Raw genomic sequence first — 25,425 nt, forward strand, 5'->3', positions numbered from 1 at the left:
GCTGCCCGTATCCCTCAGCCTTGGGAGGCTATTCCGTGGTTGCGTTGGCCCTTACTGGCCGACCTTCTCGTTCCAGGTCTTGATCCAGCCGGCACGGTTGTCGAGCGCGACGGCGGACGGGATCAGCTTCAGGCTCTTTGCCGTTTCCTCGCCATAGGTGAGGTTATTGGCAATCGCTTCGGGAAGCTTGACGTCCTTGTTGGACGGGCTGTCGATCAGCTTTTCGGCGAGCTTGGTCTGGACTTCGGTCGAGAGCCAGAAATCCATGAACTGCAGCGCGAGGTCGCGGTTCTTGGAGCCCTTGGTGACGGTCATGACGTTCATGCCGCCCGTCTGGCCTTCCTTCGGCGTGGCCCAGGCGATCGGGAAGCCGAGCTTGGTGAAGGGCGCCCAGGTGAAGCGGCCGATCGGCGCTGCCCAGATTTCTTCCTGCTGCATCAGCTGCACCAGCTGCGACGACTTTTCGTAGAAGGTGACGATCTCGCCCTTCTTGGCGCCGACCGCTTCGATCGGGGCCTTCAGGTCCGGGGTGTCCTTCGCGAGCGCCAGGCCCAGCATGTAGAGCGCCGGCGGCCCCTGGTTGGTGGTGACGTTCGGCCATGCGACGTGGCTTGCATATTCCGGCTTCAGCAGATCGGCCCAGCTGTCGATCTTCATCTTGTCCGAACGATAGGCGATCGAGGTGGCATAGAACGTGTAGCCGACGCTCATGCCGTCGCCGTTCGGATCCTTGGCAACGTCATAGAGCTTGCTGAAGTTTGCGAGCTTGGAGGTATCGATCTTATCGGTTAGGCCGGCGCGCGAGGCGGCGAGCGCATCCGCCATCGAGATGACGGCCATGTCGACCACCGGGTTGGCCTTGTTGGCCTCCATCTTGGCGAGGCGCTCGACGCTGTTGCCGGTCTCGACGACCAGCTTGCAGCCGCAGATCTTCTGGAAGGGATCGTAGACGATCTGCTTGTATTCGTCCTGGGCCAACGCATAGACGGAAATCGTCAGCGTCTTTTCCTGGGCCAGCGCCGGGGTTTGCGCGACGCCCATGGCGAGCATCAGGGCGGTGCCCGACGCAAGAATGACCTTGTTCATGATTTGAGTTCTCCTGCTGTCGGCTTGTTGGAGGTTGGGGCATGCAAATTCGGAGTACGACCGGCCTGCGGGGCGCCCGTCGACTGGCGCACGATGAGCTGCATCGGGACGCGGTCCGTCTCGGAGGTAACGTTGCCGGTCGAAATCTCCTCGGCGCCGTTCTCGGCCTCCCCTTCGGGCTCGATCGCGCGGATGAGCGCGGCAATCGCCAGATCGGCGATCGTCGCCATGTCCATGCGGACCGTAGTCAGGGCCGGCGTGACGACCGCCGACCAGATGAGGTCGTCGAAACCGGTGACGCTGACCGTTTCCGGCACGCCGATGCCGGCGCGCTGCAGCTCCGTCAGCGCCCGAAGCGCCGAAAGATCGGAGACGGCTGCAAAGGCCGTAAAACCCGCCCTGGCCTTGTCCGCCAAACCCAGTGGACAGCCTTCGCCCGAGACAGCCTCGATTTTCTCGATCCACATCGTATCGCATTCGGCCTGCGCGCCGAGGCCGGCCTTCAGCCCGCCGATACGGTCGTTCTGCACATTCGAGGAGGCGCTGGTGCCGATCAGCAGCACCTTGCGATGGCCAAGCTCCGCAAGATGGCGGCCCATCTGGCTGCCGCCGTCCCAATGGTCGGCCGAAACGGTATTACCGGGTGTGGAGGGCGTATCGATGACGGCGACGGGGCAGCCGACATCGGCGATCCGCGTGCCACGCCGGGGAACGATGACCATGCCGTCGACGCCACGTTCCAGAAGCCGGCCGATCGCCTCGGTCTGCGCCGCGATATCGCCGCGGGAGTCGGCGATGAGCACGCCGTAGCCGGCATTCGAGGCGGCGTTCTCGATCGCCTGGGCAATCTGCGGGAAGAGCGGGTTGGCGATATCCGGGAGGACAAGGCCGAGCACGCCGGTGCGGCCGGTGCGCAGCGCCCGGGCGGTCAGGCTCGGCACATAACCGAGCTCGCTTGCCTTGGCCCGAACCTTCTCGATAAGCTCCGGCGACACGCGTCCCTTGCCGGAAAGCGCATTCGACACGGTCGCGGCCGACACGCCGAGGGCGGCAGCGATGGCGCTCATGTTCGGTCCGGGACGGAGTGAAGCCATATCATGCTCTGATTAAACGTTTAAGCACGCATACTTTGATCAAAGGCCTTTGTCGAGTCGTTTGTAAATGTCAGCCCGGGTATCCCCACATGCGGCCTTGACTTCCCCGCCCCGACCTGTGGAAATCCTCGGGTATTTCATGAGGAAACAATGATGCAGGACGACGAGATAACCGGCCTTTCCGCCACGGCACTTTCGGCAGCAATCCATGATGGCCGGGCCTCCTGCGCCGAAGTGATGACGGCCTATCTCGCACGGATCGACAGGCTCAATCCCGCGATCAATGCGATCGTCAGCCTGCGCCCTCGGGACGAGCTTCTGGCGGAAGCCACGGAACGCGACGCAGAGCTTGGCTCAGGCAAATCGCGCGGCTGGATGCATGGCATGCCGATCGCCATCAAGGATCTCTGCGAGGTGAAGGGCATCCGCTGCACCTATGGCTCGCCGATCTTTGCCGATTTCGTGCCTGAGAAGGACGAGGTGATGGTCGAGCGCATTCGCGCGGCCGGCGCGATCATCATCGGCAAGACCAACACGCCCGAACAGGGGCTCGGCTCGCAGAGCTACAATCCGGTTCACGGCATCACCAGGAACCCCTACGACCTGACCAAGACGGTCGGCGGCTCGAGCGGCGGCGCGGCGGCCGCCCTTTCGGCACACCTCCTGCCGGTCGCGGATGGCGGAGACATGATGGGCTCGCTGCGCAACCCCGCGGCCTTCAACAACGTCGTCGGTTTCCGCCCGAGTTTCGGCCGCGTCCCCTCCTCCCTGAAGCTCGAGAACTTCATGGGCCAACTCTCCGTCCTGGGACCCATGGGCCGCACGGTGCGCGATGTCGCCGCCCTGCTTTCGACCCAGGCCGGTTACGATCCGCGCGATCCGCTGTCCCTGCCGACCGAGGACCTGACGCCGCAGGACGGCCGCGACTTTTCAGGCGCTCGCGTCGCCTGGCTCGGCGATCTCGGCGGTTACCTGCCGTTCGAACCCGGCGTGCTGGAACTATGCCGGGCGACGCTTCCGGTCTTCGAACGGATCGGCTGCACGGTGGACGAGTTCGTTCCGGACTTCGACATGGACGACCTCTGGCGCTCCTGGACGACACTGCGCAGCTGGCTGACCGCGAGCGGCATGCGCGACAACTACGACGATCCGGAAAAGCGCGCCAAGATGAAGCCAGAGATCATCTGGGAAATCGAGCGCGGTCTCGACATGACGGCGCGCGAAGTGCATTTCGCCTCGAAACGCCGCAGTGCCTGGTATCAATACCTGCTGACCGTGTTCGACCGGTACGATTACCTGATCCTGCCGTCCGCCCAGGTCTTTCCCTTCAATGCGGAAATCCATTGGCCGAAGGAAATCGGCGGCCGGACGATGGACACCTATCACCGCTGGATGGAAGTGGTGGTCCCGGCCTCGATGGCCGGCCTGCCGGTCGCCGCCATGCCCGCCGGCTTTGGCGCAAACGGCCTGCCCGCCGGCATCCAGATCATCGGCCGCCCGCGCGCCGACAAGGCGGTGCTGGAGATTGCACTTGCCTATGAAGCGGCCACGGATTGGTTGGGGCGGAGACCGAAGCTTTAGACGAGACGGCGCGGCGTTTTTAACCCTCCCCCTTGTGGGGAGGGTGGCCGGCAGGCGGGAGGGGCCTGAATGCGGAGCAAAGTCCTCTCCCCAACCCCTCTCCACAAGGGGGCCGGGCTCCGCGCACCCGCTCTACCATCCCACCACTTCTTCCCGATACCGACCAACTTCCTCGATCAGCCACGCCCGAAAAGCCACCACCGGCCGGAAATCCACCTTGCTGAGCGGCGCCACCGCATAATAGGCGCTGGGGCTCGTCACTTGATGCGGGTACGCTTCGACAAGCTGGCCACTCGCAAGCTCCGCGTCGATCAGGAAAAGCGGCATCAGCGCGACACCCAGGCCGGCGATACAGGCCTGGGCGACGTTGCCGAACTGCTCGAAGCGCATTCCCTGCGACGGCGTGCCGGTGATGCCGAGGCTTTCGAACCAGTGGTTCCAGGCGCCTGGCCGCGAGGCCATGTGCAACAGCGGCAGGCGCAAGAGGTCCTCGGCCTTTTTGATCGGGTGCGAGGCGAGGAATGCCGGAGAGCAGACCGGCGCCACCATTTCATCCATCAGGAAGGTGCATTCCGCGCCCGGCCAGTCCGGCCCCTTTTCACCCCTGGGCCCTATGTGGATCGCCATGTCGATGCCGTCGCGATCGAAATCGAAGACCCCGATGCGGGTGGCGAAATTGAGGGTGATTTCCGGATGCCTGGCAACGAATTGCGGGATGCGTGGCATCAGCCAGCGAGTGCCGAAAGTCGGCAAAATTGCCAGGTTCAGCTGGTCACTATGCCGTTTGGTCATGACCTGCAGCGAAGCGGAGCGTATCTGCGACAGTGCGTTCGCCACGACCTTGGCGTATTCCGCCCCCACCGAAGTGAGGCTGACGCCACGGCTGGTACGGTCGAAAAGCTGGATCCCCAGCTGCTCCTCGAGGCCGGAAACCTGCCGGCTGATCGCCCCTTGCGTCAGCGACAGCTCTTCCGCCGCGCCTGAGAAACTGCCGAGCCGGGCGACGGAATCGAAGGCCGCGAGCGCGGAGGTGGAGGGGAGCAGTTTTCGCGAGAGGCTGACCATTGCCTATGACTATAGATCATGGCCAGATGAGTAAACGGTGCTTGCTCTCGGGCGCCGTGCTGGCGATAATTCTTTAAACTTCAATTGCCAGATTTCAAACCGGAGGCAGACCCTTGGCTTTTTCCTGGAACGATCCCTTTCTTCTCGAAGAGCAGCTGACCGACGAGGAGCGGATGATCCGCGACGCGGCTGCCGCCTTCGCCAAGGCCGAACTCCTGCCGCGCGTCCAGGAGGCCTATCTCGACGAGACGACCGACAAGGGCCTCTTCAAGCTGATGGGCCAGACCGGCCTGCTCGGCGTGACCCTGCCGGAAGAATACGGCGCCGCCAACGCTTCCTACGTCGCCTACGGCCTCGTCGCCCGCGAGATCGAACGTATCGACAGCGGCTACCGCTCGATGATGAGCGTGCAGTCCTCGCTGGTCATCTACCCGATCTTCGCCTACGGCTCCGACGAGCAGAAAAAGAAGTATCTGCCCGGCCTCGTCTCCGGCGAACTGATCGGCTGTTTCGGCCTGACCGAGCCGGATGCCGGCTCAGATCCGGGCGGCATGAAGACCCGCGCCGAAAAGATCGAAGACGGTTACCGCCTGCGCGGTTCGAAAATGTGGATTTCCAACGCACCGATCGCAGACGTCTTCGTCGTCTGGGCAAAATCGGAAGCCCACAACAACGAGATCCGCGGCTTCGTACTCGAAAAGGGCATGAAGGGCCTGTCGGCGCCGAAGATCGGCGGCAAGCTGTCGCTGCGTGCCTCGATCACCGGCGAGATTGTCATGGACAGCGTCGAAGTCGGCGAAGATGCGATCCTGCCGAACGTTTCGGGCCTTAAGGGTCCCTTCGGCTGCCTCAACCGCGCCCGCTACGGCATTTCCTGGGGCGTCATGGGTGCGGCGGAAGACTGCTGGTTCCGTGCCCGCCAGTACGGTCTCGACAGAAAACAGTTCGGCAAGCCGCTCGCCGGCATGCAGCTCTACCAGAAGAAGCTCGCCGACATGCAGACCGAAATCACCCTCGGCCTCCAGGCTTCGCTCCGCGTTGGCCAGTTGATGGACCAGCACAAGATGGCCCCGGAAATGATCTCCATCGTCAAGCGCAACAATTGCGGCAAGGCGCTGGATATCGCGAGGCAAGCCCGCGACATGCACGGCGGCAACGGCATCCAGATCGAGTACCACGTCATGCGCCATTCGCAGAACCTGGAGACGGTCAACACCTACGAAGGCACGCACGACGTCCACGCGCTGATTTTGGGCCGCGCCCAGACCGGTATCCAGGCGTTTTTCTGAGAAGAGCGTTTCGCCTTTTCGGCAAATCGGCCCGGCCGCTTCCAGCGCGCCGGGCTTTCGCATGCCGCCGGTATGGCGGCGGCTGTGCGTAAGGAGCGACCTGGACCTGCCGTCCTAAAACAAGACAGCGCGCAATCTCAACGAGTTTAGGAGAGTAATGCGCTCGCTTGCCCACAATGCAGGTTGCATCGTATATGCCATTCAATTCACTGTCTTAGTTTTTTCCTGGGGCCCCGTAATGAAAAGCCGCAATCGCATTTTAAATTTCCTTTTCATTGCTTGCCTCATCCTACCCAGGAACAATAGCGCACAAGCTGAGACAAGCGGTTACCAGCTTGCAACAAGGCCTATGGATTTTGCCCTGGTACAAAGTGGCAGTTGCCAAGAAACTTGCACCCAGTGGATATCCGCAGAGGGGAAAATTACAGCTGGCACACCAGAGCTTTTCAGGACTTTTCTGAAAAAGCTTGGCGGCCGAAAACTTCCGGTCGTGTTCCAATCTTACGGTGGCAATGTCGATGCTGCTCTTTCGATTGGACGTATGATACGAACTGCTGGATTGGAAACCGCGGTCGGAAGGACACAGTTAAAAGACTGCCCGATGCTGGACCCGCGCTGCCAAGAGCAGATCATTAAAGATGGCTGGTCGACAGGTGAAGTTCGCGCTGGAGGCGCATACTGTTTTTCGGCGTGTCCGTTTGCCCTCGCTGGAGGCAAAGTCCGCAGTGCCACAGTTGGCGCCGCTGTTGGCGTCCATCAAATTACAAGCGTATCGGCGAAGACCACCGTAGCGATGGGCAAAAAGCTTTCCAAGTACTTTAATGAGATGGGAGTGAGCAGGGAAGTATTTGCCATGATGGCACTTGCTACCCCAAAGGGCATGTATCACATCCGGATGCCCGAAGCACTGAGATCGGGAGTGATTACTAAAGTATTACCATATGGAGACGAGCCAGGCTACGTGTCCTGCGGTCCAAATACCAAATCGGTATCCCTTTGCGACGAGTTTGAAGATCCCAGGTCACATGAATCAGAGCCGCGCGATGTTGGTGAGGATCCCAGCTGTGCCCTCGTCAATCGCGCCTATATGCGAACCGTAAACAGCGGGCGCTATCAAGTGAACTTTTTCCATCTTGAAGCTGACGGAAATGATGTTTTTGATATGGAAACTCGATTTGTCGATCGCAGCTACTTTACACGCAGAAACAATGAACCCTGGGTAAGGAGAAGTCGGCCCATGCTTCTTACGGTGAGGTGGGAAGCAGGCAGGAAAAGACCAGTCATTCAAGGCTGCGTGCACATGGGTAATGAGACGGTCGATGGAATTGCCGCTATGCGTTTCAAAGGAGAGTGGCAGCGAAGTGCATTTTCTGCATCAACGGAGATATGGATCTCCAAGGAGAATCTTACATATTTAAAAGCGATCCGCCGATTCCCCGAAAACTCGTTGTACCCTTTGGGCAATCAAGTTGTGGTGGAGAAGTATGATTTGGATCGCAACGTTCTCGCCCCCGATTTATCGGAACATCCCTAGGGCCCGGACCCAATAACTGGCTTCTCAAATCGGCCTAATGTGATTCAGTGTCTCTGTTTTGGAGGCAACAATATAGATGATTTCTTTTGGTTTTGGGATGCGCAATGGGCTCGGATTGCACCGCTTCTGCCCACGGAAGCGCGGGGAATGAAGCGCGTTGATGGCCGTCGGGCGCAGACGGGCATTCAGGCGTTCTTCTGATCGGAAACTTTACAGCTGCGCCAAATCAGCCCGGCCGCTTCCAGCGCGCCGGGCTTTTATTTCTCGGCGTTTTAGCTGAAAGGCAGTCGCGCGTTCACGCACGCGCGTCCAGGATGACGAGCAGTTCATCCAGCTGTCCGAACTGTTCGGGCATGGCACCTTCCATGCCGGCACAGGATTCGTCGCACGCCTCCTTGGAAGGATAGAGCTCGTGCAGGACCAGCAGCGTCCCGCCATCCTCCTCCTCGAAGCTGACCGTGGTGACGGAGCCGTTTTCGCTTTCGTCATTGGTCCAGACGAGGCGCGACGGCGGCGATACTTCGAGATATTTTCCGAAGAAGGTCATGGAGCTGGAGGCGTCATGTCCGAAGGTGACGCTATAACCGCCTCCCGTGCGCGCATCCATCTCGCAGGCAAGAAGCGGAACGCCGCTGGATTTCGGCGCCCACCACTGCTTGAACAATTCGGGCTTGGTCCATGCATCGAATACGAGGCGAACCGGGGCGTCGAAGCTGCGCGTCACGACGAGTTCGCGCTCCGATCCCCGTTCGACTGCCGTGCGGCCATTGCTCACTTTGTTGTCCATTGGTTGTCTCCCTTAGCCACGCCGGGCAGCTTCGATTGCCGCAACGTCGATCTTCTTCATGGTCATCATCGCCTCGAAGGCACGTTTCGCCTCGCCGCCGCCGACAGCCAGGGCTTCGATGAGGACACGTGGCGTGATCTGCCAGGAGACGCCCCATCTGTCCTTGCACCAGCCGCATTCGCTTTCCTGACCGCCGTTACCGACGATGGCGTTCCAGTAGCGATCGGTCTCTTCCTGGTCTTCGGTCGAGATTTGGAAGGAAAACGCTTCGTTGTGCTTGAAGATCGGGCCGCCGTTCAGGCCGATGCATGCCACTCCGGCAACGGTGAATTCTACCACCAGCACATCCCCCTGCTTGCCGTCCGGGTAATCGCCGGGCGCGCGGGTTACGGCGCCGACCTTGCTGTCCGGAAAAGTCTCGGCATAGAAGCGGGCAGCCTCCTCGGCGTCCTTGTCAAACCATAAGCAGATCGTGTTCTTCGCCATTGCATTTCTCCCTTTCAATCCTGGTTAAGCGGCCGTCGATGGCGACCATAACTCAAAGACGTACGTGCTTTCGGTAATCCGACATCCAGCCGAAAAAAGTTGCATCCCTCACCAACTGCGCCGTTTTTCGTCATTGGAGAAATTCCCGCCTTCAGTGTATCAGTGAAACGCTGCCGTGATCGGCGGCGAGGAAATGAAACAAAGGTCGTTTTGAAGAATGCACGCCATGGAGAATGCGGCGGAAGGGGCCGGTGGCGGTTTCAATGTCGGCGAGCGTCTTTGCCTGGTGCGCAAGCAGCACGGCCTGTCGCAACGGGCGCTGGCTGTCAAGGCGGGCGTCACCCACTCCCTCGTCTCATTGATCGAGAAGAACAAGGTCAGCCCCTCGGTCGCCTCGCTGAAGAAGATCCTCGAAGCAATCAACTATCCGCTGACCGACTTTTTCGCGCTGACGCTGCCGCCGGTCGACCAGGTGTTCTACCGTGCTGAGGAACTGACGCCGCTTTCGACCGGCGCTTTGACGCTGCTGCAGGTCGGCGACGCCAAATCCCACAGCGTCCAGATTTTCCACGAGTTCTACGAGCCCGGCGCCGATACCGGCGAGACCATGCTGCAGCATGATGCCGAAGAAGGCGGAGTGGTTGTCGCCGGAGAACTGGAACTGACCGTCGGCAGCCAGACGCGCATCCTCAAAAAGGGCGACGCCTTCCTCTTCGACAGCCGCCAGCCGCACCGATATCGTAACGTCGGAACCGAGCGCTGCGAGGTGGTAAGTGCCTGCACGCCGCCCTATCTTTAAGAAGAGCGAAGCCCGAATTTCACTCAGCACCTTTTGGACATTGCCAATGAACGTTGATTGTTCCTGTCAATTATTTTAGGTCAGAACCCGATATTCCCGCACCCTCTCCCAACGCCGTTAAAAACGGCGTATCCAGCCTTGAAATGAAAGTGGACACCATGCACAGCTATCCCGACGTCAAGCTTTTCATCAACGGCGAATGGCGCGATGCCATTGGCGGCGAAACCATCGACGTTTCCGATCCCGCGACGGAAGAAGTGATCGGGAAAATAGCCCATGCCCGCAAGGCGGACCTGGACCTGGCGCTGGAAGCCGCCGATAAGGGTTTCAGGATCTGGCGCGATACCTCGCCCTTCGACCGCTCGAAGCTGATGCGCAAGGCTGCCGACCTGCTGCGCCAGCGCGTCGATCAGATCGCCTATTACATGACCCGCGAACAGGGCAAGCCGCTCGCCCAGTCGAAGATGGAAGTCATGGGCGCCGCCGATACGATCGACTGGTTCGCCGAGGAAGCCCGCCGCACCTATGGCCAGATCATCCCGGCCCGCATGAGCGGCGTCTCGCAGATGGCGATCAAGCTGCCGGTCGGCCCTGTCGCCGCCTTCACGCCCTGGAATTTCCCACTCAACCAGGTGGTTCGCAAGCTCTCCGCAGCTCTTGCGACCGGTTGCTCGATTATCGTCAAGGCGCCTGAAGAAACGCCCGCTTCGCCGGCCGAACTGATCCGCGCCTTCATCGATGCCGGCGTGCCCGCAGGCGTCGTCAACCTCGTCTACGGCATTCCGGCCGAGATTTCCGAATACCTGATCCCGCATCCGGTCATCCGCAAGATCTCGTTCACCGGCTCCACCCCGATCGGCAAACATCTGGCCGCCCTTGCCGGCAAGCACATGAAGCGCGCCACGATGGAACTCGGCGGCCATGCGCCGGTGATGATCTTCGACGATGCCGATCTCGAAAAGGCGATCGAAGTCACCGCCATGTCGAAATTCCGCAATGCCGGCCAGGTCTGCGTCGCCCCGACCCGCTTCCTCGTGCAGGACGGCATCGCCGACAAGTTCACCGCCGGTTTCGTCAAGGCGGCACAGGCGATCAAGGTTGGCAACGGCCTGGAAGACGGCGTGACCATGGGTCCGCTCGCCAACGAGCGCCGCATCCCGGCCATGGAGGCTTTGATTCAGGACGCCATCACCCATGGCGGCGAGTTGAAAACCGGCGGCCACCGCATCGGCAACAAGGGCCACTTCTTCGAGCCGACGGTGCTCTCCGAAGTGCCGACCTCGGCCAAGATCATGAACGACGAGCCCTTCGGCCCGATCGCGATCATCAACCGCTTCTCGCATTACGACGATGCGATCGCGGAAGCCAACCGGCTGCCCTTCGGCCTCGCCTCCTATGCCTTCACCGGTTCGGTCAAGACCGCCCACGCGCTCAGCCGCCAGGTGGAAGCCGGCATGCTGACTATCAACCACAACGGCCTTGCCCTGCCGGAAGTCCCGTTCGGCGGCATCAAGGACTCTGGCTACGGCACGGAAGGCGGCTCGGAAGCCACCGAAGCCTATCTCGAAACCCGCTTCGTCAGCCAGATGAGCTGACCTGAAGGTTTTTTAGACCCGCGTTCTCGACGCCGGTCGGTGCTGATGCATCGGCCGGCGTTTTCTTTTGCGCTTGCCCGCGTCATTCGAGTCAAATACCAAAAACAAACAGTGAACATCGGATGAAGCGCCATGGCCGAGACTGAAGCAGCACCGCTCCTGAAGGAAATCTTTAACCGCGATCGCCTCCAGCATTTTGCGGCCGAGACCAAGGCCATCCATCCCGGCTTCGACGGGGAGCGCTTCCTGGCGCTCACTTCCGCCGGTCTCGACGATCTGAGCATCATGCAGCGCCTGCGTCAGATCGCCGTCGCCTACCACGCAGTCCTGCCCGGCGGGATCGAAAAGAATATCGACATCCTGCGGGCACTGGCACCCCGCATCAACCATGGCTTTGCCTCCATTGTGCTGCCGGAATATGTGGCGCTCCATGGCCATGACCATTTCGACTTGTCGATGGAGGCGCTCGCCTTCTTCACCCGCTTCGGCTCGTCGGAATTCGCCGTCCGGCATTTCCTCCTGAAGGACCTCGCCCGGACGCTGAAAGTGATGGAGCGCTGGTCGCGGGACGACAACGAGCACGTGCGCCGGCTTTCGAGCGAAGGCTGCCGGCCGCGCCTGCCCTGGTCGTTCCAGCTGAAAGAACTGATTGCCGACCCCTCACCTGTCGCGCCGATCCTCGAAAACCTGAAGAGCGACCCAAGCCTTTACGTACGCAAATCCGTCGCCAACCATCTGAACGACATCACCAAGGACCACCCTGCCTGGGTGTTCGACAGGATCGCCGACTGGCCGAAGGATGACCCGCGCACGGCCTGGATCATCAAGCAGGCGCTGCGCACGCTGATCAAGAAGGGCGATGCCAGGGCGCTCCACGTCTTCGGCGCCGGTCACAAGGCGGAGGTAAAGGTCGACAGTTTCATGGTGACGCCGTCGTCGCTGAAACTCGGTAGCGCGGTGAAGATATCGGCCAGGATGGTGTCGACCGCGTCGGCGCCGCAGAAGCTCGTCATCGATTATGCGGTCCACTACGTGAAGAAGGCGGGCGGCACCTCAAAGAAGGTCTTCAAGTGGAAGGAGATCACGCTGGGTGCCGGCGAGAGCTGTGAACTCACGATCAGCCGCGCCATCCGCGACTTCACCACCCGCGTGCATTATGCAGGGCGGCATCCGGTCGAGCTGATCGTCAATGGCGAGGTGCTGGCCGAGGGTGCGTTCGAGCTTCTGGCTTAAGCTTTTTCGGCCAGGTTGGCGGGTGCGGCCCCCTCACCCCGCCTCCGCTTCGCTCGGCGGACCTCTCCCCGAGGGGAGAGGATGAACGGGGGCGTCAGCGCCTTTTCCCTCTTCGGTAGAAAAGGAACCAGAGACAGTGCCTCATAACCTCTTCTCCCCAGCGGGGAGAAGGTGGCCCGAAGGGTCGGATGAGGGAGTGCCGCAGACGTATGTCGCCAAAATCTACTGCTCGTCAAAGAAACCCATCAACCCAGCGCAAACACCTTCGCCCTGCGCAGCGTCACAAAACCACCCTCGCCCGCCTTGACTGCCCGCTCCGGCTCGACGTCGAACTCCAGCTGATCGCCGGTCTCGGTGGTCGCCAGCACCCGCCGCCCGTCCGGGCGGTCGAGCACGCGGGTGATGCTGGCCGGAATGCCCGGCCCCTGCGCGGACCAGTCGAGATCGGCGGGGCGGGCATAGAGTTCCGCCTTGCCGTCCGCCATGCCGGAAACGTCGATCGCAGCACCGCTGGCATAGGCCTTGCCGTCGCGCACTTCGGCGGCGAGCACGTTGGCGTCGCCGAGGAACTTCATCACGAAGGCGGATTGCGGATTGCGGCAGACTTCTTCCGCCGTGCCCTGCTGAATGATGTGGCCGTCTTTCAGGATGACGACGCGATCGGCGAGATCCAGCGCCTCCTCCTGGTCGTGGGTGACGAAGATCGTGGTGATGCCGAGCTCGCGGTGGATCTCGCGCAGCCAGCGGCGCAGGTCATGGCGCACGTTGGCGTCGAGTGCGCCGAACGGCTCGTCGAGCAGCAGAACCTTGGGATCGACCGACAGCGCCCGGGCCAGCGCCACGCGCTGCCGCTGGCCGCCGGAAATCTGCGCCGGGAACCGGTCGCCGAGACCTTCCAGGCGCACCAATCTCAGCAGTTCAACGACACGCGCATCGATCGCCGCCTTCTCGCGCTTCACCTTCGAGACCTTCATGCCGAAGGCGATGTTTTCCGCCACCGTCATATGCGGGAAGAGCGCGTAATGCTGGAAGACGAAACCGACGCCGCGGTCGCGCACCGGAATGTCGGTGGCGTCCTGATCGCCGAAATAGATGTGCCCGCCATCGGCATATTCAAGGCCGGCGACCATGCGCAGAATAGTCGTCTTGCCGGAACCGGAAGGGCCGAGCAGCGCGACGAGTTCGCCGCTTTCGATCGTGAGCGAGACATCCCGCACGGCGCGAAAGGTCTCGAAGGTTTTGACGACGTTTTCGAGGCGGATTTTCATTGGGTTTTCTCCGCGGGATTAGCGACCAGAGCCGGGCGACGGACGCGGCCGGCTCCCTGGCGCTCCAGCGCCACCTTGGCGATGATGGTGAAGACGGCGATGAGCGCCAGGATGGAGGCTGCGGCAAAGGCGCCGGCCGCCTGGTAGTCGTGATAGAGCAGCTCGATATGCAGCGGCAGCGTATTGGTCTGCCCGCGGATATTGCCCGAGACGACCGAGACCGCGCCGAACTCGCCCATGACGCGGGCGTTGCAGAGCACGACGCCGTAAAGCAGCGCCCATTTGATATTCGGCAGCGTCACCGAGAAGAAGGTGCGCCAGCCGGACGCGCCGAGCGAGGTGGCGGCTTCCTCAAGATCGCGGCCCTGCGCCTGCATCAGCGGGATCAGTTCGCGAGCGACGAAGGGGGCGGTGACGAACATCGAGGCAAGGATGATGCCGGGGATCGCAAACAGGATCTTGACCCCGTATTCGTCCAGCGTCGGACCGAAGACGCCCTGCAGGCCGTAGACGAAGAGATAGGCGACACCCGCGACGATCGGCGAGACCGAAAACGGGATCTCGATGACGACCAGCAGGAAACGCCTGCCCCAGAAGTCGAACTTGGTGATCGACCAGGCGGCTGCGATACCGAAAGCGGTGTTGACCGGCACGGCGACGATCGCCGCAAACACCGTGAGCCCGATCGCATGCAAGGTATCCGGATGAATGATCGTGTCGCGATAGACAGCCCACCCCTTCGAAAAAGCCTCGACGCCGATGACCACCAGCGGCGCGACGATCAGCAGGGCAACGATCACCAGAACGATGCCGATCAGCATCCGGCGGAAGAGCGGCTGGTCGCCGACGCGCGGCGGCTTTCTGCCTGTACGGGTCACGCCCATGGTCACCCCCTCACCGTGTAGCGAAGCGCCCGCGACTGCATCCAGTTGGTGAGCGCGAGCATGACGAAGGCCGCAATCAGCAGCACCGAGGCGATGGCGGCGGCGGCCTGGTAATCGTATTCCTCCAGCCGGATGAAAACGAGAAGTGCGGTGATCTCCGTCGACATCGGCTGGTTGCCGGCGATGAAGATGATCGCACCAAACTCACCGAGCGAGCGGGCGAAGGACAGCGACACGCCGGCGAGCAGCGCCGGGGTCAGAAGCGGCAGGATGACCTTGCGGAAAATCTCCCAATCCGAGCCGCCAAGCGACAGCGCCGCCTCTTCCAGCGCCGGATCGAGATCTTCCAGCACCGGCTGCACGGTGCGCACGATGAACGGCAGCGAGGTGAAGCACATCGCGATCATGATCCCGAGCGGCGTATAGGCGACCTTGATGCCGAGGTCGGCGAGGATGGAACCGAACCAGCCGTTGGTGGTGAAAAGTGCCGTCAGGGCAATGCCGGCCACCGCCGTCGGCAGCGCGAAGGGCAGATCGACCATGGCATCGACGATCCGCCAGCCCGGGAACCGATAACGCGTCAGCACCCAGGCGAGCGCCAGGCCGAAGAACAGGTTGAAGACAGTGGCGCCGAGCGCCGAGAGCACGGTAACGCGGTAGCTCGCAAGCGCCCGCGACGAGGAGACGATCCGCCAATAGTCCTCGGGGCCGAGGCTCGCGGCCTTGAAGACCAGAGCTGCCAGCGGCAGGACCACGATCAGCCCGACATAAAACAGCGTCACCCCCAGCGACAGGCGTAACCCGGGCAGGACATTGCGTCTCAAGCGGTCGTATCCTCTTTTCACGGCAAAGCCCGGCGAACTTTCGTTCGCCGGGCGAGGCTTGGTTGTGAAGTCCAGTCTGCGCTTAGCGGCTGCCGTACAGCTTGTCGAGAGTGCCGCCGGAGGCGAAGTGATCCTTCTGGATCTTGTCCCAGCCGCCGAAGACGTCATCGACCTTGACGAGGCGGATTGCCGGGAACTGATCCTTGAACTCGCCGGCGACCTTTTCGTTCTGGACACGATGGCCGAACTGGGCAGCGATCCGCTGGCCTTCTTCGGTATAGAGGAAGTCGAGATAGGATTTGGCGAGGGCTTCCGTGCCGTGCTTCTTGGCAACCTTGTCGACCACCGCAACCGGGAACTCGGCGAGAAGGCTGACCGACGGGATGACGCTCTGCACCTTGTCGGCGCCGTACTGCTTGACGATGCCGCGGGTCTCGGCCTCGAAGGTGATCAGCACGTCGCCGGTTTCGCGCTCGACGAAGGTGGTGGTGGAGGCGCGGCCGCCGGTATCGAAGACAGGTACGTTATCGAAGATCTTGGTGATATAGGCATCGATCTTCTCTTCATCGCCCTTATAGGCTTCCTTGGCCCAGGCGTAAGCGGCGAGATAGGTGTAGCGGGCGTTGCCCGAGGTCTTCGGGTTCGGGAAAACGGCGTGCACGTCAGCGCGAGCCAGGTCGGCCCAATCCTTGATGTTCTTCGGATTGCCGGCGCGCACCAGGAACGACGGGAAGGAATAGAAGGGCGAGGCATTGTTCGGGAATGCCTTGGTCCAGTCCTTGGCAACGAAGCCTTGTTTGGCGAGGAAATCGATGTCCGTCGACTGGTTGAACGTCACGACGTCGGCTTCAAGGCCTTCGGCGATCGAACGGGCCTGCTTCGAGGTGCCGGCATGCGACTGGTCGATGGTGACGCCCGGATGGCTCTTGATGAAGGCCTCGTTCTCGGCGACGAACAGCTCGCGCGAAACGTCGTAGGAGGCGTTGAGCAGCTTCGTCGGAGACTGGGCCAGCGCGGGGGTAACAAAAAGCGCGGCCAAGGGCGCAATAAGCGCAGTGCCGAGGATCAGGAGGCGGTTCATGCAAGTCTCCGGTGTTGGATTGTGCCGGTGAAACTACCGGTACGCCCAGCAAACGGCGAGGAACCGCGGACTTTCCTTTGTTACGGGGTTAGAAATTTTGTCCATTATTCGCCATAAACGGCGGAGCTTTTCGCGCGTCATCCGGGCCGGTGCTGCTCCATTGGAAGAGGCAGCACCGGGAATGTTGGCGAAGGCCCTGTCGCGTCAAGCGACGACGCGCGGGACATCCATCTCGTGGATGGCCTTCCTGATCTCCGTGCGGAATTCAGGAGTGTCGTGGTGACCATGCACGGAAATGGCATGCTGCACGGCTGCATTGACGAGTTCATCCGCGTTGTCCGCCGAGATCGCAACGGTGCATTTCATCTCGCTCGGAAATTCGCGGCAATCGATGTATTGGCGTCCCATGTCTGCCTCCATCACAAGCCCTGAACCGATTGGCCAGAGGACAGGAATTTACTCCCTTTGCGCAGAGGAAACAAACACCGCCGGCCTGATCAATCGGCCTAGCTCGTCCGGCCCGCCTTCTCCCGCAGCATCTGGATGATGGCGGAAAAATCGTCCGCGCCGTGCCCGGTCCTTTCAAACTCGGCATAGAGCTCGGCCGCGTGGGCGCCAAGCGGCGTGGCGGCGCCAGACTGTCTTGCGGCCTCCTGCGACAGCGTCAGATCCTTCAGCATCAGCGCTGCGGCAAAGCCCGGCCTGTAGTCGTTGTTCGCCGGCGAGGTCGGCACCGGGCCCGGCACCGGGCAATAGGTGGTGAGCGACCAGCATTGGCCGGACGAGGTGGAGGCGACGTCGAACAGCGCCTGATGCGAAAGGCCGAGCTTTTCCGCGAGGCCAAATGCCTCACAGACGCCGATCATCGAGATGCCCAAGATCATGTTGTTGCAGATCTTGGCCGCCTGGCCGGCGCCGGCGTCGCCGCAATGGACGATCTTCTTTCCCATCGCCTCGAGGATCGGCTTGCCCAGGGCGAACGCCTTTTCCGAACCGCCGACCATGAAGGTCAGCGTGCCAGCCGCCGCCCCGCCGGTGCCGCCGGAGACGGGTGCATCGAGCGAAATGCAGTTCATGACGTCCGCCAGTTCATGTGCCTTGCGGGCGCTTTCCACGTCGATGGTCGAGCAGTCGATGACGAGAGTGCCCTCGGGAATGAGCGTGGTGAGATCGGTCCACACGGCCGTGACATGCTGCCCTTTCGGCAGCATGGTGATGACGCATTCCGCATCGCGCACCGCCTCCGCCAGCGCACCGGCAGCCTTCACGCCCGTCTCGGCGGCCGCCTTCACCGACGCTTCCGACAGGTCGAAACCGCGCACCTCATGGCCGGCTTTCACAAGATTGGCGGCCATCGGCCCGCCCATATTGCCAAGGCCCACGAAAGCGATCTTGCTCATGTCTTCCTCCCCTCCTCGTTGTTGTTTTAAAGTCTGTGATCCGGAAACAGAACCGGATGCCGCGCAGCAAAATAGCGGTCGAGATCAGTGTCCGCGACCTCCTCCAGCGTTGCCGGAGACCATTTAGGATTGCGATCCTTGTCGATGATCGCGGCGCGCACGCCCTCGTAAAAATCGTGGTTACGCAGGATTTCGGCGCCGGCGGTGAATTCCCGCTCCAGGCATTCGACGAGGCTCGAACTTTCGCGGCCGCGCCTGATGAGCCGAAGCGCGAGCTTGAGGCTGGTCGGCGACCGCTTGGCGATGATGTCGCGCGTCCTGATGGAGAATTCATCATCCTCCCTATTCAGGGCCTCGACAACCTCCTCCACCGTATCGAAGCGAAAAACCCGGTCGATCAGGTCGCGATGGGCTTCGAGCTGGCTTTCGCCGGGCATGACGGCAAAGCGATCGATCACCGCCCTCACCTGCTCGTCGGATGCGCCGCCCTTCAGTTCTCCCAGCGCCTCGACAAGCGGGCCGAACCGCTCCGAGGGCACGTTCACATCGGCGAGATTGGTATAGATGGCGTCCGCCGCGCCGATCACCTCGCCCGTCAGCCCCATCCAGGTGCCGGTCTCGCCGGGCGCGCGGGGAAGCAGCCAAGTGGCGCCGACATCCGGCACGTAGCCGATGCCGGTTTCCGGCATGGCAAGACGGGTCCGTTCCGTGACGATCCGGTGTTTCCCGTGCGAAGCGATCCCGACGCCGCCGCCCATGACGATGCCGTCCATCAGCACCACATACGGTTTTTCGTAACGGGAGATCATGTAGTTAAGGGGAAACTCCTCGCGCCAGAACCGCGTGACCTCCGGATCGTCCGATTTGCCGCTCTCGTAGATGACACGGATGTCACCGCCAGCGCAGAGGCCACGCTCCCCCTCGCCCTTGACGACGACGCAGGAGATTTCCGGATTGCCGGCAAATTCCTCCAGCGCGGCCTTCATCGCTCGCACCATGGCGGAGTTCAAACTATTCAGCGCCTTCGGTCGGTTAAGCAGAATGACGGCGGCCGAACCGATGCGGTCGATGAGGACTTCGTCGCTCTGGATGGAGGTATCGGGCATGCGTTTCTCCGGTCTACCGATTGTCCGCCAGGATCATCTCCGCCGCCTTTTCAGCGATCATGATCGTCGGCGAATTGGTGTTGCCGGAGACTATATTAGGCATGATCGAGGCATCGGCGATACGCAGCCTTCCGACTGCGCGCATTTTCAGGCGGGGATCGACGACGCTGTCCGGATCGGATCCCATCCGCGCGGTGCCGACCGGATGGAAGATCGTCGTGCCGATGTCGCCGGCTGCCTTTTCGAGGTCCGCATCGGTCTCGTAGGACGGACCCGGCTTGTATTCCTCCGGATGATAGCGCGCAAACGCCGGCTTTTTGACGATTTCGCGGGTGATCCGGATCGACTTGACGGCGACGTCCCGGTCGGCCGCGGTCGACAGGTAGTTCGGATGGATACCCGGTGCCGCTGCGAAATCCGGGCTTTTCAGATGCACGGACCCGCGGCTCTCGGGACGAAGATTGCACACGCTCGCGGTCATTGCCGGGAACGAGTGGACCGGTTCGCCGAACTTGTCGAGCGACACCGGCTGGACGTGATATTCGAGATCCGGCGTCTCCTTGTCGGGACCGGATTTGGTAAAGATGCCGAGCTGGCTCGGCGCCATCGACATCGGCCCGGAGCGCCGGAAGGCGTATTCCAGCCCGATCGAGGCCTTGCCGATCAGGCTCGACGCCTTTTCGTTGAGGGTCGGAACGCCGGTCACCTTGTAGACGAGGCGGAGCTGCAGGTGGTCCTGCAGGTTCTCCCCGACAGCCTTGACCTCCTTGACCACCTCGACACCCGCGTTTTGCAGGACATCGCCGCGGCCGATGCCGGAGAGCTCGAGGATATGTGGCGTGCCGATCGCGCCGGCGCTGAGCACGGTTTCGCGTGTCGCATAGGCCGTCTTCGCCACCCCATCGTGCTGGAACTCGACGCCCTTCACCTCGCCGTTTTCGATGATCAGCTTTCGAACATGCGCCTTGGTGAGCACGGTGAGGTTCGGCCGCTTCATCGCCGGGCGCAGGAAGGCCTTGGACGTGTTCCAGCGGATCCCAGAACGCTGGTTGACGTCGAAATAGCTGGAGCCCTCGTTGCTGCCGCGATTGAAGTCGTCGACGATCGGGATGCCGGCCTCTTCCGCCGCCTTCTGGAAACTGTCGAGCACGGCCCAGCGAAGACGCTGCTTTTCGATGCGCCATTCGCCGCCGGCGCCGTGCATGTCGTCGGCGCCCTTGTAGAAATCTTGGGATCTCTTGAAGATCGGCAGGACATCGTCCCAGCCCCAGCCGGTGCAGCCCATCTGCCGCCACATGTCGTAGTCGTAAGCCTGGCCGCGCATGTAGATCATGCCGTTGATCGACGAGCAGCCGCCGAGGATCTTTCCGCGCGGGTAGGAGAGCGATCGGCCGTTCAACCCCTCTTCCTTCTCGGTGGTAAAACACCAGTCGGTGCGCGGATTGTTGATGCAGTAGAGGTAACCGACCGGAATATGCACCCAATGATAGTTGTCGTTGCCGCCCGCTTCGAGGATCAGTACGCGGTTGCCGGGATCCTTCGATAGCCGATTGGCCAATACGCAGCCGGCGCTGCCTGCGCCGATGACAATATAGTCGTAATTTTCCATGCTTTATGCTCCAGGGAAATGCGCCCCGCGAACCATGTCCGCAGCCGCATCCCTGCGCCCTCCCTCTATCTTATCGTCTATGCTCGAAACCGAGCTTCCGGCCGAGCCGGGAGGCGTAGAACTCCCCGATAATGCCCCGCCGGAAGACGAGGACGCAGACCATGAAGATCACGCCGGTGACGATCGTTACCGGAAATTGCGACGTCGCCAGATAGTTCTGCAGCGTGACCACCAGGCCGGCTCCGAAGATCGGCCCGATCAGCGTGCCGATCCCGCCGAGCAGCGTCATCAGGATCACTTCGCCGGACATCTGCCAAGCGACATCCGTCAGCGTCGCGAACTGGAAGACCAGCGCCTTCAGCCCGCCCGCAAGGCCGGCCAGCGCCGCCGACATCACGAAGGCGCCGAGCTTGTAGCGGGCGACGGAATAGCCGAGCGAAATGGCGCGCGGCTCGTTCTCGCGGATCGACCGGAGGATCATGCCGAAGGGCGAGTTGATGAACCGCCAGATGATCACCATGCCGATCAGGAACACGGCCAGCACGAAATAATACATGTTGGTCGAGCCCGAGAGATCGATGAAGCCGAACAGATGGCCGCGCGGTACCGACTGGATGCCGTCCTCGCCCTCGGTAAACTTCGCCTGCAGGCAGAAGAAAAAGAACATCTGCGACAGAGCCAGCGTGATCATCGCGAAATAGATGCCCTGCCGGCGGATCGCGAAGAACCCCATGATCAGGCCGAGCAACGCAGCGCCCACGACGCCGGTCAGAATGCCGAGTTCCGGTGGAAAGCCCCATTCCTTGACCACATGGGCGGTGAAATAGGCCGCCCCGCCGAAGAAGGTCGCATGACCGAAGGAGAGCAGCCCGGTATAACCGAGCAGCAGGTTGAAGGCGCAGGCAAACAGCGCGAAGCACAAGAGCTTCATCAGGAAGATCGGGTAGAAGAACATCGGCGCGAGGATCAGGGCCACGAGACCGATGATCAGGAAGATCGCATAGGTCCTGGAAGCGGTGGCCGACCGTTCGATACGCGGCTTGGCAGCGGTTTGGGTCATCTCGCTCATCTCACGCATCCCGTCCGAAAAGGCCGGCTGGCCGGAGTAGAAGCACGATCGCCATGATCACGAAGATCACGATGTTGGATGCTTCCGGATAGAACACCTTGGTGAGGCCCTCTGCAATACCGAGCATGTAGCCGGTGAGGATGGCGCCCATGATCGAGCCCATGCCGCCGACCACGACCACCGCGAAAACGACGATGATGATGTTCGAACCCATCAGCGGCGAGACCTGGTAGATCGGCGCAGCCAGCACGCCAGCAAAGGCGGCGAGTGCTGCCCCCAGCCCGTAGGTCAGCGTCAGGAGCACCGGCACGTTGACGCCGAAAGCCTGGACCAGGACCGGGTTTTCCGTAGCGGCGCGCAGATAGGCGCCAAGCTTGGTCTTCTCGATCAGCAGCCATGTGCCAATGCAGGCGACCAGCGACACGACGACCACCCAGCCACGATAGATGGGCAGGAACATGAAGCCGAGGTTGGTGCCGCCGGCCAGCTGCGCCGGCACCGAATAAGGCTGGCCCGCGGCACCATAGAGATACCGGAACGTGCCTTCGATGGCCAGCGCCAGGCCGAACGTGAAGAGCAGGCCATAAAGCGGATCGAGATTGTAGAGCCGAGACAACATCGTCCGTTCGATGACGGCTCCGAACAGGCCGACGACGATCGGCCCGAGGATCAGCGCGACCCAATAGTTGATGCCGAAATATTCCAGCATCAGCATCGCCGCAAAGGCGCCGAGCATGTATTGCGCACCATGGGCGAAGTTGATGACGCGCAGAAGGCCGAAGATGACCGCAAGGCCGAGGCTCAGGAGCGCGTAGAAGGACCCGTTGATCAGGCCGATCAGGAGCTGCCCGAGAAAGGCCTGAAGCGGTATGCCGAAGATCATCGTCATAACGTCACACTCCCAGCACTTTATGCAGCATGTCCATCTTCCCCGGCAGCTCAGCCACCGGGAAATTCGCGACCATCCGCCCATGATCCATCAGATAGAACCGGTCGGCGACGCGGCTCGCGAAGCGGAAATTCTGCTCCACCAGAAGCACCGTCATGCCGCGTTCCTTCAGCGTCTTCAGCACCTCGCCGATCCGCTGCACGATAACCGGAGCCAGGCCTTCGGTCGGCTCGTCCAATATCAGAAGCTTAACGCCGGTGCGCAGGATGCGGGCGATTGCCAGCATCTGCTGTTCGCCACCGGAAAGCTTGGTGCCGGGGCTGGAGCGGCGTTCCTGAAGGTTGGGGAAGAGCTCGTAGATCTCCTCGAGCGACATGCCGCCTTCGGCCACCACCGGTGGCAGCATCAGGTTTTCCTCGACCGTCAATGTCGAAAAAATGCCGCGCTCTTCCGGCACGAAGCCGATGCCGTTATGCGCGGTCTTGTGCAGCGGCACGTTGGCCATATCCTTGCCGGCAAAGCGGATTTCGCCCTTCCGCTCGCGGATGATGCCGACGATGGTCCTCAGCGTCGTCGTCTTACCGACGCCGTTGCGGCCGAGAATGGTGATCGTCTCGCCCTCGCCGACCGTCATGTCGACGCCGTGCAGGACGTGGCTTTCGCCGTACCAGGCATTGAGGTTGGAAACTTGCAACAAGGGTGCCATCAAGCCTCCTCCGTGCCCATATAGGCGGTGCGGACCCGCGGATCCTGGCTGACGGTGGCATAGTCGCCCTCGGCGAGGATTTCGCCACGCTGGAGCACCGTCACATGGTGGCAGATGTCGGCGACGACAGAGAGATTGTGTTCGACCATCAGCACCGCACGGGTCTTTGCCACCTCGCGAATGATGTTGGAAACGGTGCCAATATCCTCCTGCCCCATGCCGGCCATCGGCTCGTCAAGCAGCAGCACCTTGGGATCGAGCGCCAGCGTCGTCGCGATCTCCAGCACGCGCTTGCGGCCATAGGAAAGGTCGGCGGCGAGCGCATTGCGTTCGCGCTTCAGGCCGACCGACTCGATCAATTCGTCGGCCCGCGCATTCAGCCGATCGAGCGAGGAGACGGGCAGCCAGAACTGCGTCGAAAGCCCGCTCTGTCGCTGCAGCGCGACGCGCACGTTGTCGAGCACCGTCAGATGCGGAAAGACCGCCGAAATCTGGAAGGACCGCACCAGCCCCATCCGCGCGATCCTGTCCGGCTGCGTTCTGGTGATGTCGGTGCCCAGAAGCGTGATCGAACCCGCCGTCGGCTGCAGGAATTTGGTGAGCAGGTTGAAGACCGTGGTCTTGCCTGCGCCGTTCGGGCCGATCAAGGCGTGGACACGCGCGTGACGGACGTCGAGATCGACGTTCTTCACCGCCATGAAGGCGCCGAAGCTCTTCGAGAGGCCGCGGGCGGATAACACCACCCGCGGCTCTTCTTGTTTTGCTGTTGCGGCGACCGCCATTACTTCACCAGATCGCAGCCGCTCTTGGCGGGATCCATGTAGGCCTCTTTGCCGGGGATGGTGGCCAGCACCGTGAAATAATCCCAGGGCTCCTTGCTTTCGCCCGGCTTCTTGACCTGCAGCAGGTACATGTCGTGGATCATCCGACCGTTCTTGGCGACTGTACCGCCGCGGGCGTAGAAATCGTCCACCGGCATTTCGTGCAGCGCCTTGGAAACGGCATCCGCATCGTCGGTGCCGGCTTTCTGGACCGCCTTCAGATACTGCGTGACCGCCGAATAGGTGCCGCTATGGACCATGTTCGGCATCTTCTTGGTGCGGGCGAAGAACTTTTTCGCAAACTCCCGGCTCTTGTCGTCGAGGTTCCAGTAATAACCTTCCGTCAGGGTCAGGCCCTGTGCCGCCTGCAGGCCGAGGCCGTGCACTTCGGCGAGCGTGAAGAGCAGCGCCGCAAGGCGTTGGCCGCCGGCGGTGATGCCGAACTCCGCCGCCTGCTTGATGGCGTTCGCCGTGTCGAGACCGGCATTGGCAAGACCGATGACCTTGGCACCGGAAGACTGGGCCTGCAGCAGGAAGGACGAGAAATCGGTGGTGGCGAGCGGATGGCGGACCGCGCCGACGATCTTGCCGCCGGAAGACTTCACGAAATCGCCGGTCTGCTGTTCCAGCGAATAACCGAAGGCGTAATCGGCGGTGAGGAAAAACCAGCTGTCGCCGCCCTGCTTGACGAGCGCGCCGCCGGTGCCGACCGCGAGCGCATGCGTGTCATAGGCCCAGTGGAAGCCATAGGGGGTGCAGGCCTTGCCGGTCAGATCGGTGGTCGCCGCGCCCGTGACGATGTCGATCTTCTTCTTTTCCTTGCCGATCGCCTGCACGGCGAGCGCGACAGACGAGGTCGTCAGTTCCATGATCGCATCGACCTGCTGCGTGTCGTACCACTGGCGGGCGATGTTGGAGGCGATATCCGGCTTGTTCTGATGGTCGGCATCGACGATCTCGATCGGCTGCCCCAGAACCTTGCCACCGAAATCCTCGACCGCCATCTTGGCCGCCTCGACCGACGACTTGCCGCCGAACTCGGAATAGACGCCCGACTGGTCGTTCAGGATGCCGATCTTGACCTTGTTGTCGGACACGCCCCCGGGCGCGCTCTGCGCGAATGCCGCGCTGCTTGCGAGAAGCACTGCCAGGGACGTTACAAGTGATGTCAGAATTGTCTTGTGCATGATTTCTCCTCCCAGAGAATGTGCCCAGAAAA

Annotated in this window: 24 protein-coding genes; 6 read left to right on the forward strand and 18 right to left on the reverse strand. The window is 61.8% G+C overall.

What is annotated here, in order from left to right; translation table 11 throughout:
* Nucleotides 1–51 precede the first annotated feature (51 nt).
* Nucleotides 52–1,086, reverse strand: a complete 1,035-nt coding sequence (locus MOV63_RS00305) for a PotD/PotF family extracellular solute-binding protein (protein ID WP_247031029.1) — start codon at nt 1,084–1,086, stop codon at nt 52–54.
* Nucleotides 1,083–2,180 carry a LacI family DNA-binding transcriptional regulator gene (locus MOV63_RS00310; protein WP_247031030.1) on the reverse strand — a complete coding sequence of 366 codons (1,098 nt, stop codon included), beginning with the start codon at nt 2,178–2,180 and terminating at the stop codon, nt 1,083–1,085. Before MOV63_RS00310 ends, MOV63_RS00305 begins: the two co-directional genes overlap by 4 nt.
* Nucleotides 2,181–2,333: 153 nt before the next feature.
* On the opposite strand from MOV63_RS00310, the gene MOV63_RS00315 reads away from it, so the two are divergent.
* On the forward strand, nt 2,334–3,761 hold the full coding sequence (locus MOV63_RS00315) for an amidase (protein WP_247031125.1): 1,428 nt from the start codon (nt 2,334–2,336) through the stop codon (nt 3,759–3,761).
* Nucleotides 3,762–3,893: 132 nt separating this feature from the next.
* Here MOV63_RS00315 and MOV63_RS00320 read toward each other — a convergent pair whose 3' ends face one another.
* On the reverse strand, nt 3,894–4,826 hold the full coding sequence (locus MOV63_RS00320) for a LysR family transcriptional regulator (RefSeq protein WP_247031031.1): 933 nt from the start codon (nt 4,824–4,826) through the stop codon (nt 3,894–3,896).
* A 113-nt stretch (nt 4,827–4,939) separates the two neighbouring features.
* Between MOV63_RS00320 and MOV63_RS00325 the strand changes: the two genes are divergently transcribed.
* Together MOV63_RS00325 and MOV63_RS00330 are read left to right on the forward strand one after the other, a co-directional pair.
* Nucleotides 4,940–6,115, forward strand: a complete 1,176-nt coding sequence (locus MOV63_RS00325; RefSeq protein ID WP_258719065.1) for an acyl-CoA dehydrogenase — start codon at nt 4,940–4,942, stop codon at nt 6,113–6,115.
* Nucleotides 6,116–6,272: 157 nt separating this feature from the next.
* Nucleotides 6,273–7,649, forward strand: coding sequence for a hypothetical protein (locus tag MOV63_RS00330; protein WP_247031032.1), 1,377 nt, complete (start codon nt 6,273–6,275; stop codon nt 7,647–7,649).
* 295 nt (nt 7,650–7,944) lie between these two features.
* Here MOV63_RS00330 and MOV63_RS00340 read toward each other — a convergent pair whose 3' ends face one another.
* Nucleotides 7,945–8,436: an SRPBCC family protein gene (locus MOV63_RS00340; protein WP_247031033.1), complete on the reverse strand. Its 492-nt coding sequence runs from the start codon at nt 8,434–8,436 to the stop codon at nt 7,945–7,947.
* A 12-nt stretch (nt 8,437–8,448) separates the two neighbouring features.
* Nucleotides 8,449–8,922 (reverse strand): VOC family protein, encoded by a 474-nt coding sequence (locus MOV63_RS00345; protein ID WP_247031034.1) that lies wholly within the window; start codon nt 8,920–8,922, stop codon nt 8,449–8,451.
* 217 nt (nt 8,923–9,139) lie between these two features.
* Between MOV63_RS00345 and MOV63_RS00350 the strand changes: the two genes are divergently transcribed.
* The 3 genes from MOV63_RS00350 (at nt 9,140) to MOV63_RS00360 (ending at nt 12,549) form a co-directional block, all read left to right on the forward strand.
* Nucleotides 9,140–9,721, forward strand: coding sequence for a cupin domain-containing protein (locus MOV63_RS00350; RefSeq protein ID WP_247031035.1), 582 nt, complete (start codon nt 9,140–9,142; stop codon nt 9,719–9,721).
* 158 nt (nt 9,722–9,879) lie between these two features.
* Nucleotides 9,880–11,316 carry an NAD-dependent succinate-semialdehyde dehydrogenase gene (locus MOV63_RS00355; protein WP_247031036.1) on the forward strand — a complete coding sequence of 479 codons (1,437 nt, stop codon included), beginning with the start codon at nt 9,880–9,882 and terminating at the stop codon, nt 11,314–11,316.
* Nucleotides 11,317–11,448: 132 nt separating this feature from the next.
* Nucleotides 11,449–12,549 (forward strand): DNA alkylation repair protein, encoded by a 1,101-nt coding sequence (locus tag MOV63_RS00360; RefSeq protein ID WP_247031037.1) that lies wholly within the window; start codon nt 11,449–11,451, stop codon nt 12,547–12,549.
* Between the two features lie 245 nt (nt 12,550–12,794).
* Here MOV63_RS00360 and MOV63_RS00365 read toward each other — a convergent pair whose 3' ends face one another.
* From MOV63_RS00365 to MOV63_RS00425, 13 genes are all read right to left on the reverse strand, one after another.
* Nucleotides 12,795–13,817, reverse strand: coding sequence for a sulfate/molybdate ABC transporter ATP-binding protein (locus MOV63_RS00365; protein ID WP_247031038.1), 1,023 nt, complete (start codon nt 13,815–13,817; stop codon nt 12,795–12,797).
* Nucleotides 13,814–14,701 (reverse strand): sulfate ABC transporter permease subunit CysW, encoded by an 888-nt coding sequence (gene cysW / locus MOV63_RS00370; protein WP_247031039.1) that lies wholly within the window; start codon nt 14,699–14,701, stop codon nt 13,814–13,816. Before cysW ends, MOV63_RS00365 begins: the two co-directional genes overlap by 4 nt.
* A gap of 2 nt (nt 14,702–14,703) precedes the next feature.
* The gene (gene cysT, locus MOV63_RS00375; protein WP_247031040.1) at nt 14,704–15,525 is read right to left on the reverse strand and encodes a sulfate ABC transporter permease subunit CysT; all 822 of its coding nucleotides are present in this window, start codon (nt 15,523–15,525) and stop codon (nt 14,704–14,706) included.
* 82 nt (nt 15,526–15,607) lie between these two features.
* Nucleotides 15,608–16,606 (reverse strand): thiosulfate ABC transporter substrate-binding protein CysP, encoded by a 999-nt coding sequence (gene cysP / locus MOV63_RS00380; protein WP_247031041.1) that lies wholly within the window; start codon nt 16,604–16,606, stop codon nt 15,608–15,610.
* 204 nt (nt 16,607–16,810) lie between these two features.
* Nucleotides 16,811–17,014, reverse strand: a complete 204-nt coding sequence (locus MOV63_RS00385) for a DUF1059 domain-containing protein (RefSeq protein WP_038545604.1) — start codon at nt 17,012–17,014, stop codon at nt 16,811–16,813.
* A gap of 98 nt (nt 17,015–17,112) precedes the next feature.
* Nucleotides 17,113–18,006, reverse strand: a complete 894-nt coding sequence (gene mmsB / locus MOV63_RS00390; protein ID WP_247031042.1) for a 3-hydroxyisobutyrate dehydrogenase — start codon at nt 18,004–18,006, stop codon at nt 17,113–17,115.
* Between the two features lie 26 nt (nt 18,007–18,032).
* Complete coding sequence (locus MOV63_RS00395; protein ID WP_247031043.1) at nt 18,033–19,112, reverse strand: enoyl-CoA hydratase/isomerase family protein; 1,080 nt, start codon at nt 19,110–19,112, stop codon at nt 18,033–18,035.
* A 13-nt stretch (nt 19,113–19,125) separates the two neighbouring features.
* A complete protein-coding gene (locus tag MOV63_RS00400) occupies nt 19,126–20,721 on the reverse strand; it encodes a GMC family oxidoreductase (protein WP_247031044.1) in 1,596 nt (531 codons plus the stop codon).
* Between the two features lie 70 nt (nt 20,722–20,791).
* Nucleotides 20,792–21,790 (reverse strand): branched-chain amino acid ABC transporter permease, encoded by a 999-nt coding sequence (locus MOV63_RS00405; RefSeq protein ID WP_247031045.1) that lies wholly within the window; start codon nt 21,788–21,790, stop codon nt 20,792–20,794.
* Between the two features lies 1 nt (nt 21,791).
* Nucleotides 21,792–22,679, reverse strand: coding sequence for a branched-chain amino acid ABC transporter permease (locus MOV63_RS00410; RefSeq protein ID WP_038545619.1), 888 nt, complete (start codon nt 22,677–22,679; stop codon nt 21,792–21,794).
* Nucleotides 22,680–22,683: 4 nt separating this feature from the next.
* A complete protein-coding gene (locus tag MOV63_RS00415; protein WP_038545622.1) occupies nt 22,684–23,385 on the reverse strand; it encodes an ABC transporter ATP-binding protein in 702 nt (233 codons plus the stop codon).
* On the reverse strand, nt 23,385–24,167 hold the full coding sequence (locus MOV63_RS00420; protein WP_247031046.1) for an ABC transporter ATP-binding protein: 783 nt from the start codon (nt 24,165–24,167) through the stop codon (nt 23,385–23,387). Before MOV63_RS00420 ends, MOV63_RS00415 begins: the two co-directional genes overlap by 1 nt.
* Entirely contained in the window at nt 24,167–25,393 is a 1,227-nt protein-coding gene (locus MOV63_RS00425; RefSeq protein ID WP_258719066.1) for an ABC transporter substrate-binding protein, read from the reverse strand. Before MOV63_RS00425 ends, MOV63_RS00420 begins: the two co-directional genes overlap by 1 nt.
* Between the last annotated feature and the right edge of the window lie 32 nt (nt 25,394–25,425).

This window comes from Neorhizobium sp. SHOUNA12A, from assembly GCF_023006505.1.
Classification (GTDB): Bacteria; Pseudomonadota; Alphaproteobacteria; order Rhizobiales; family Rhizobiaceae; genus Neorhizobium.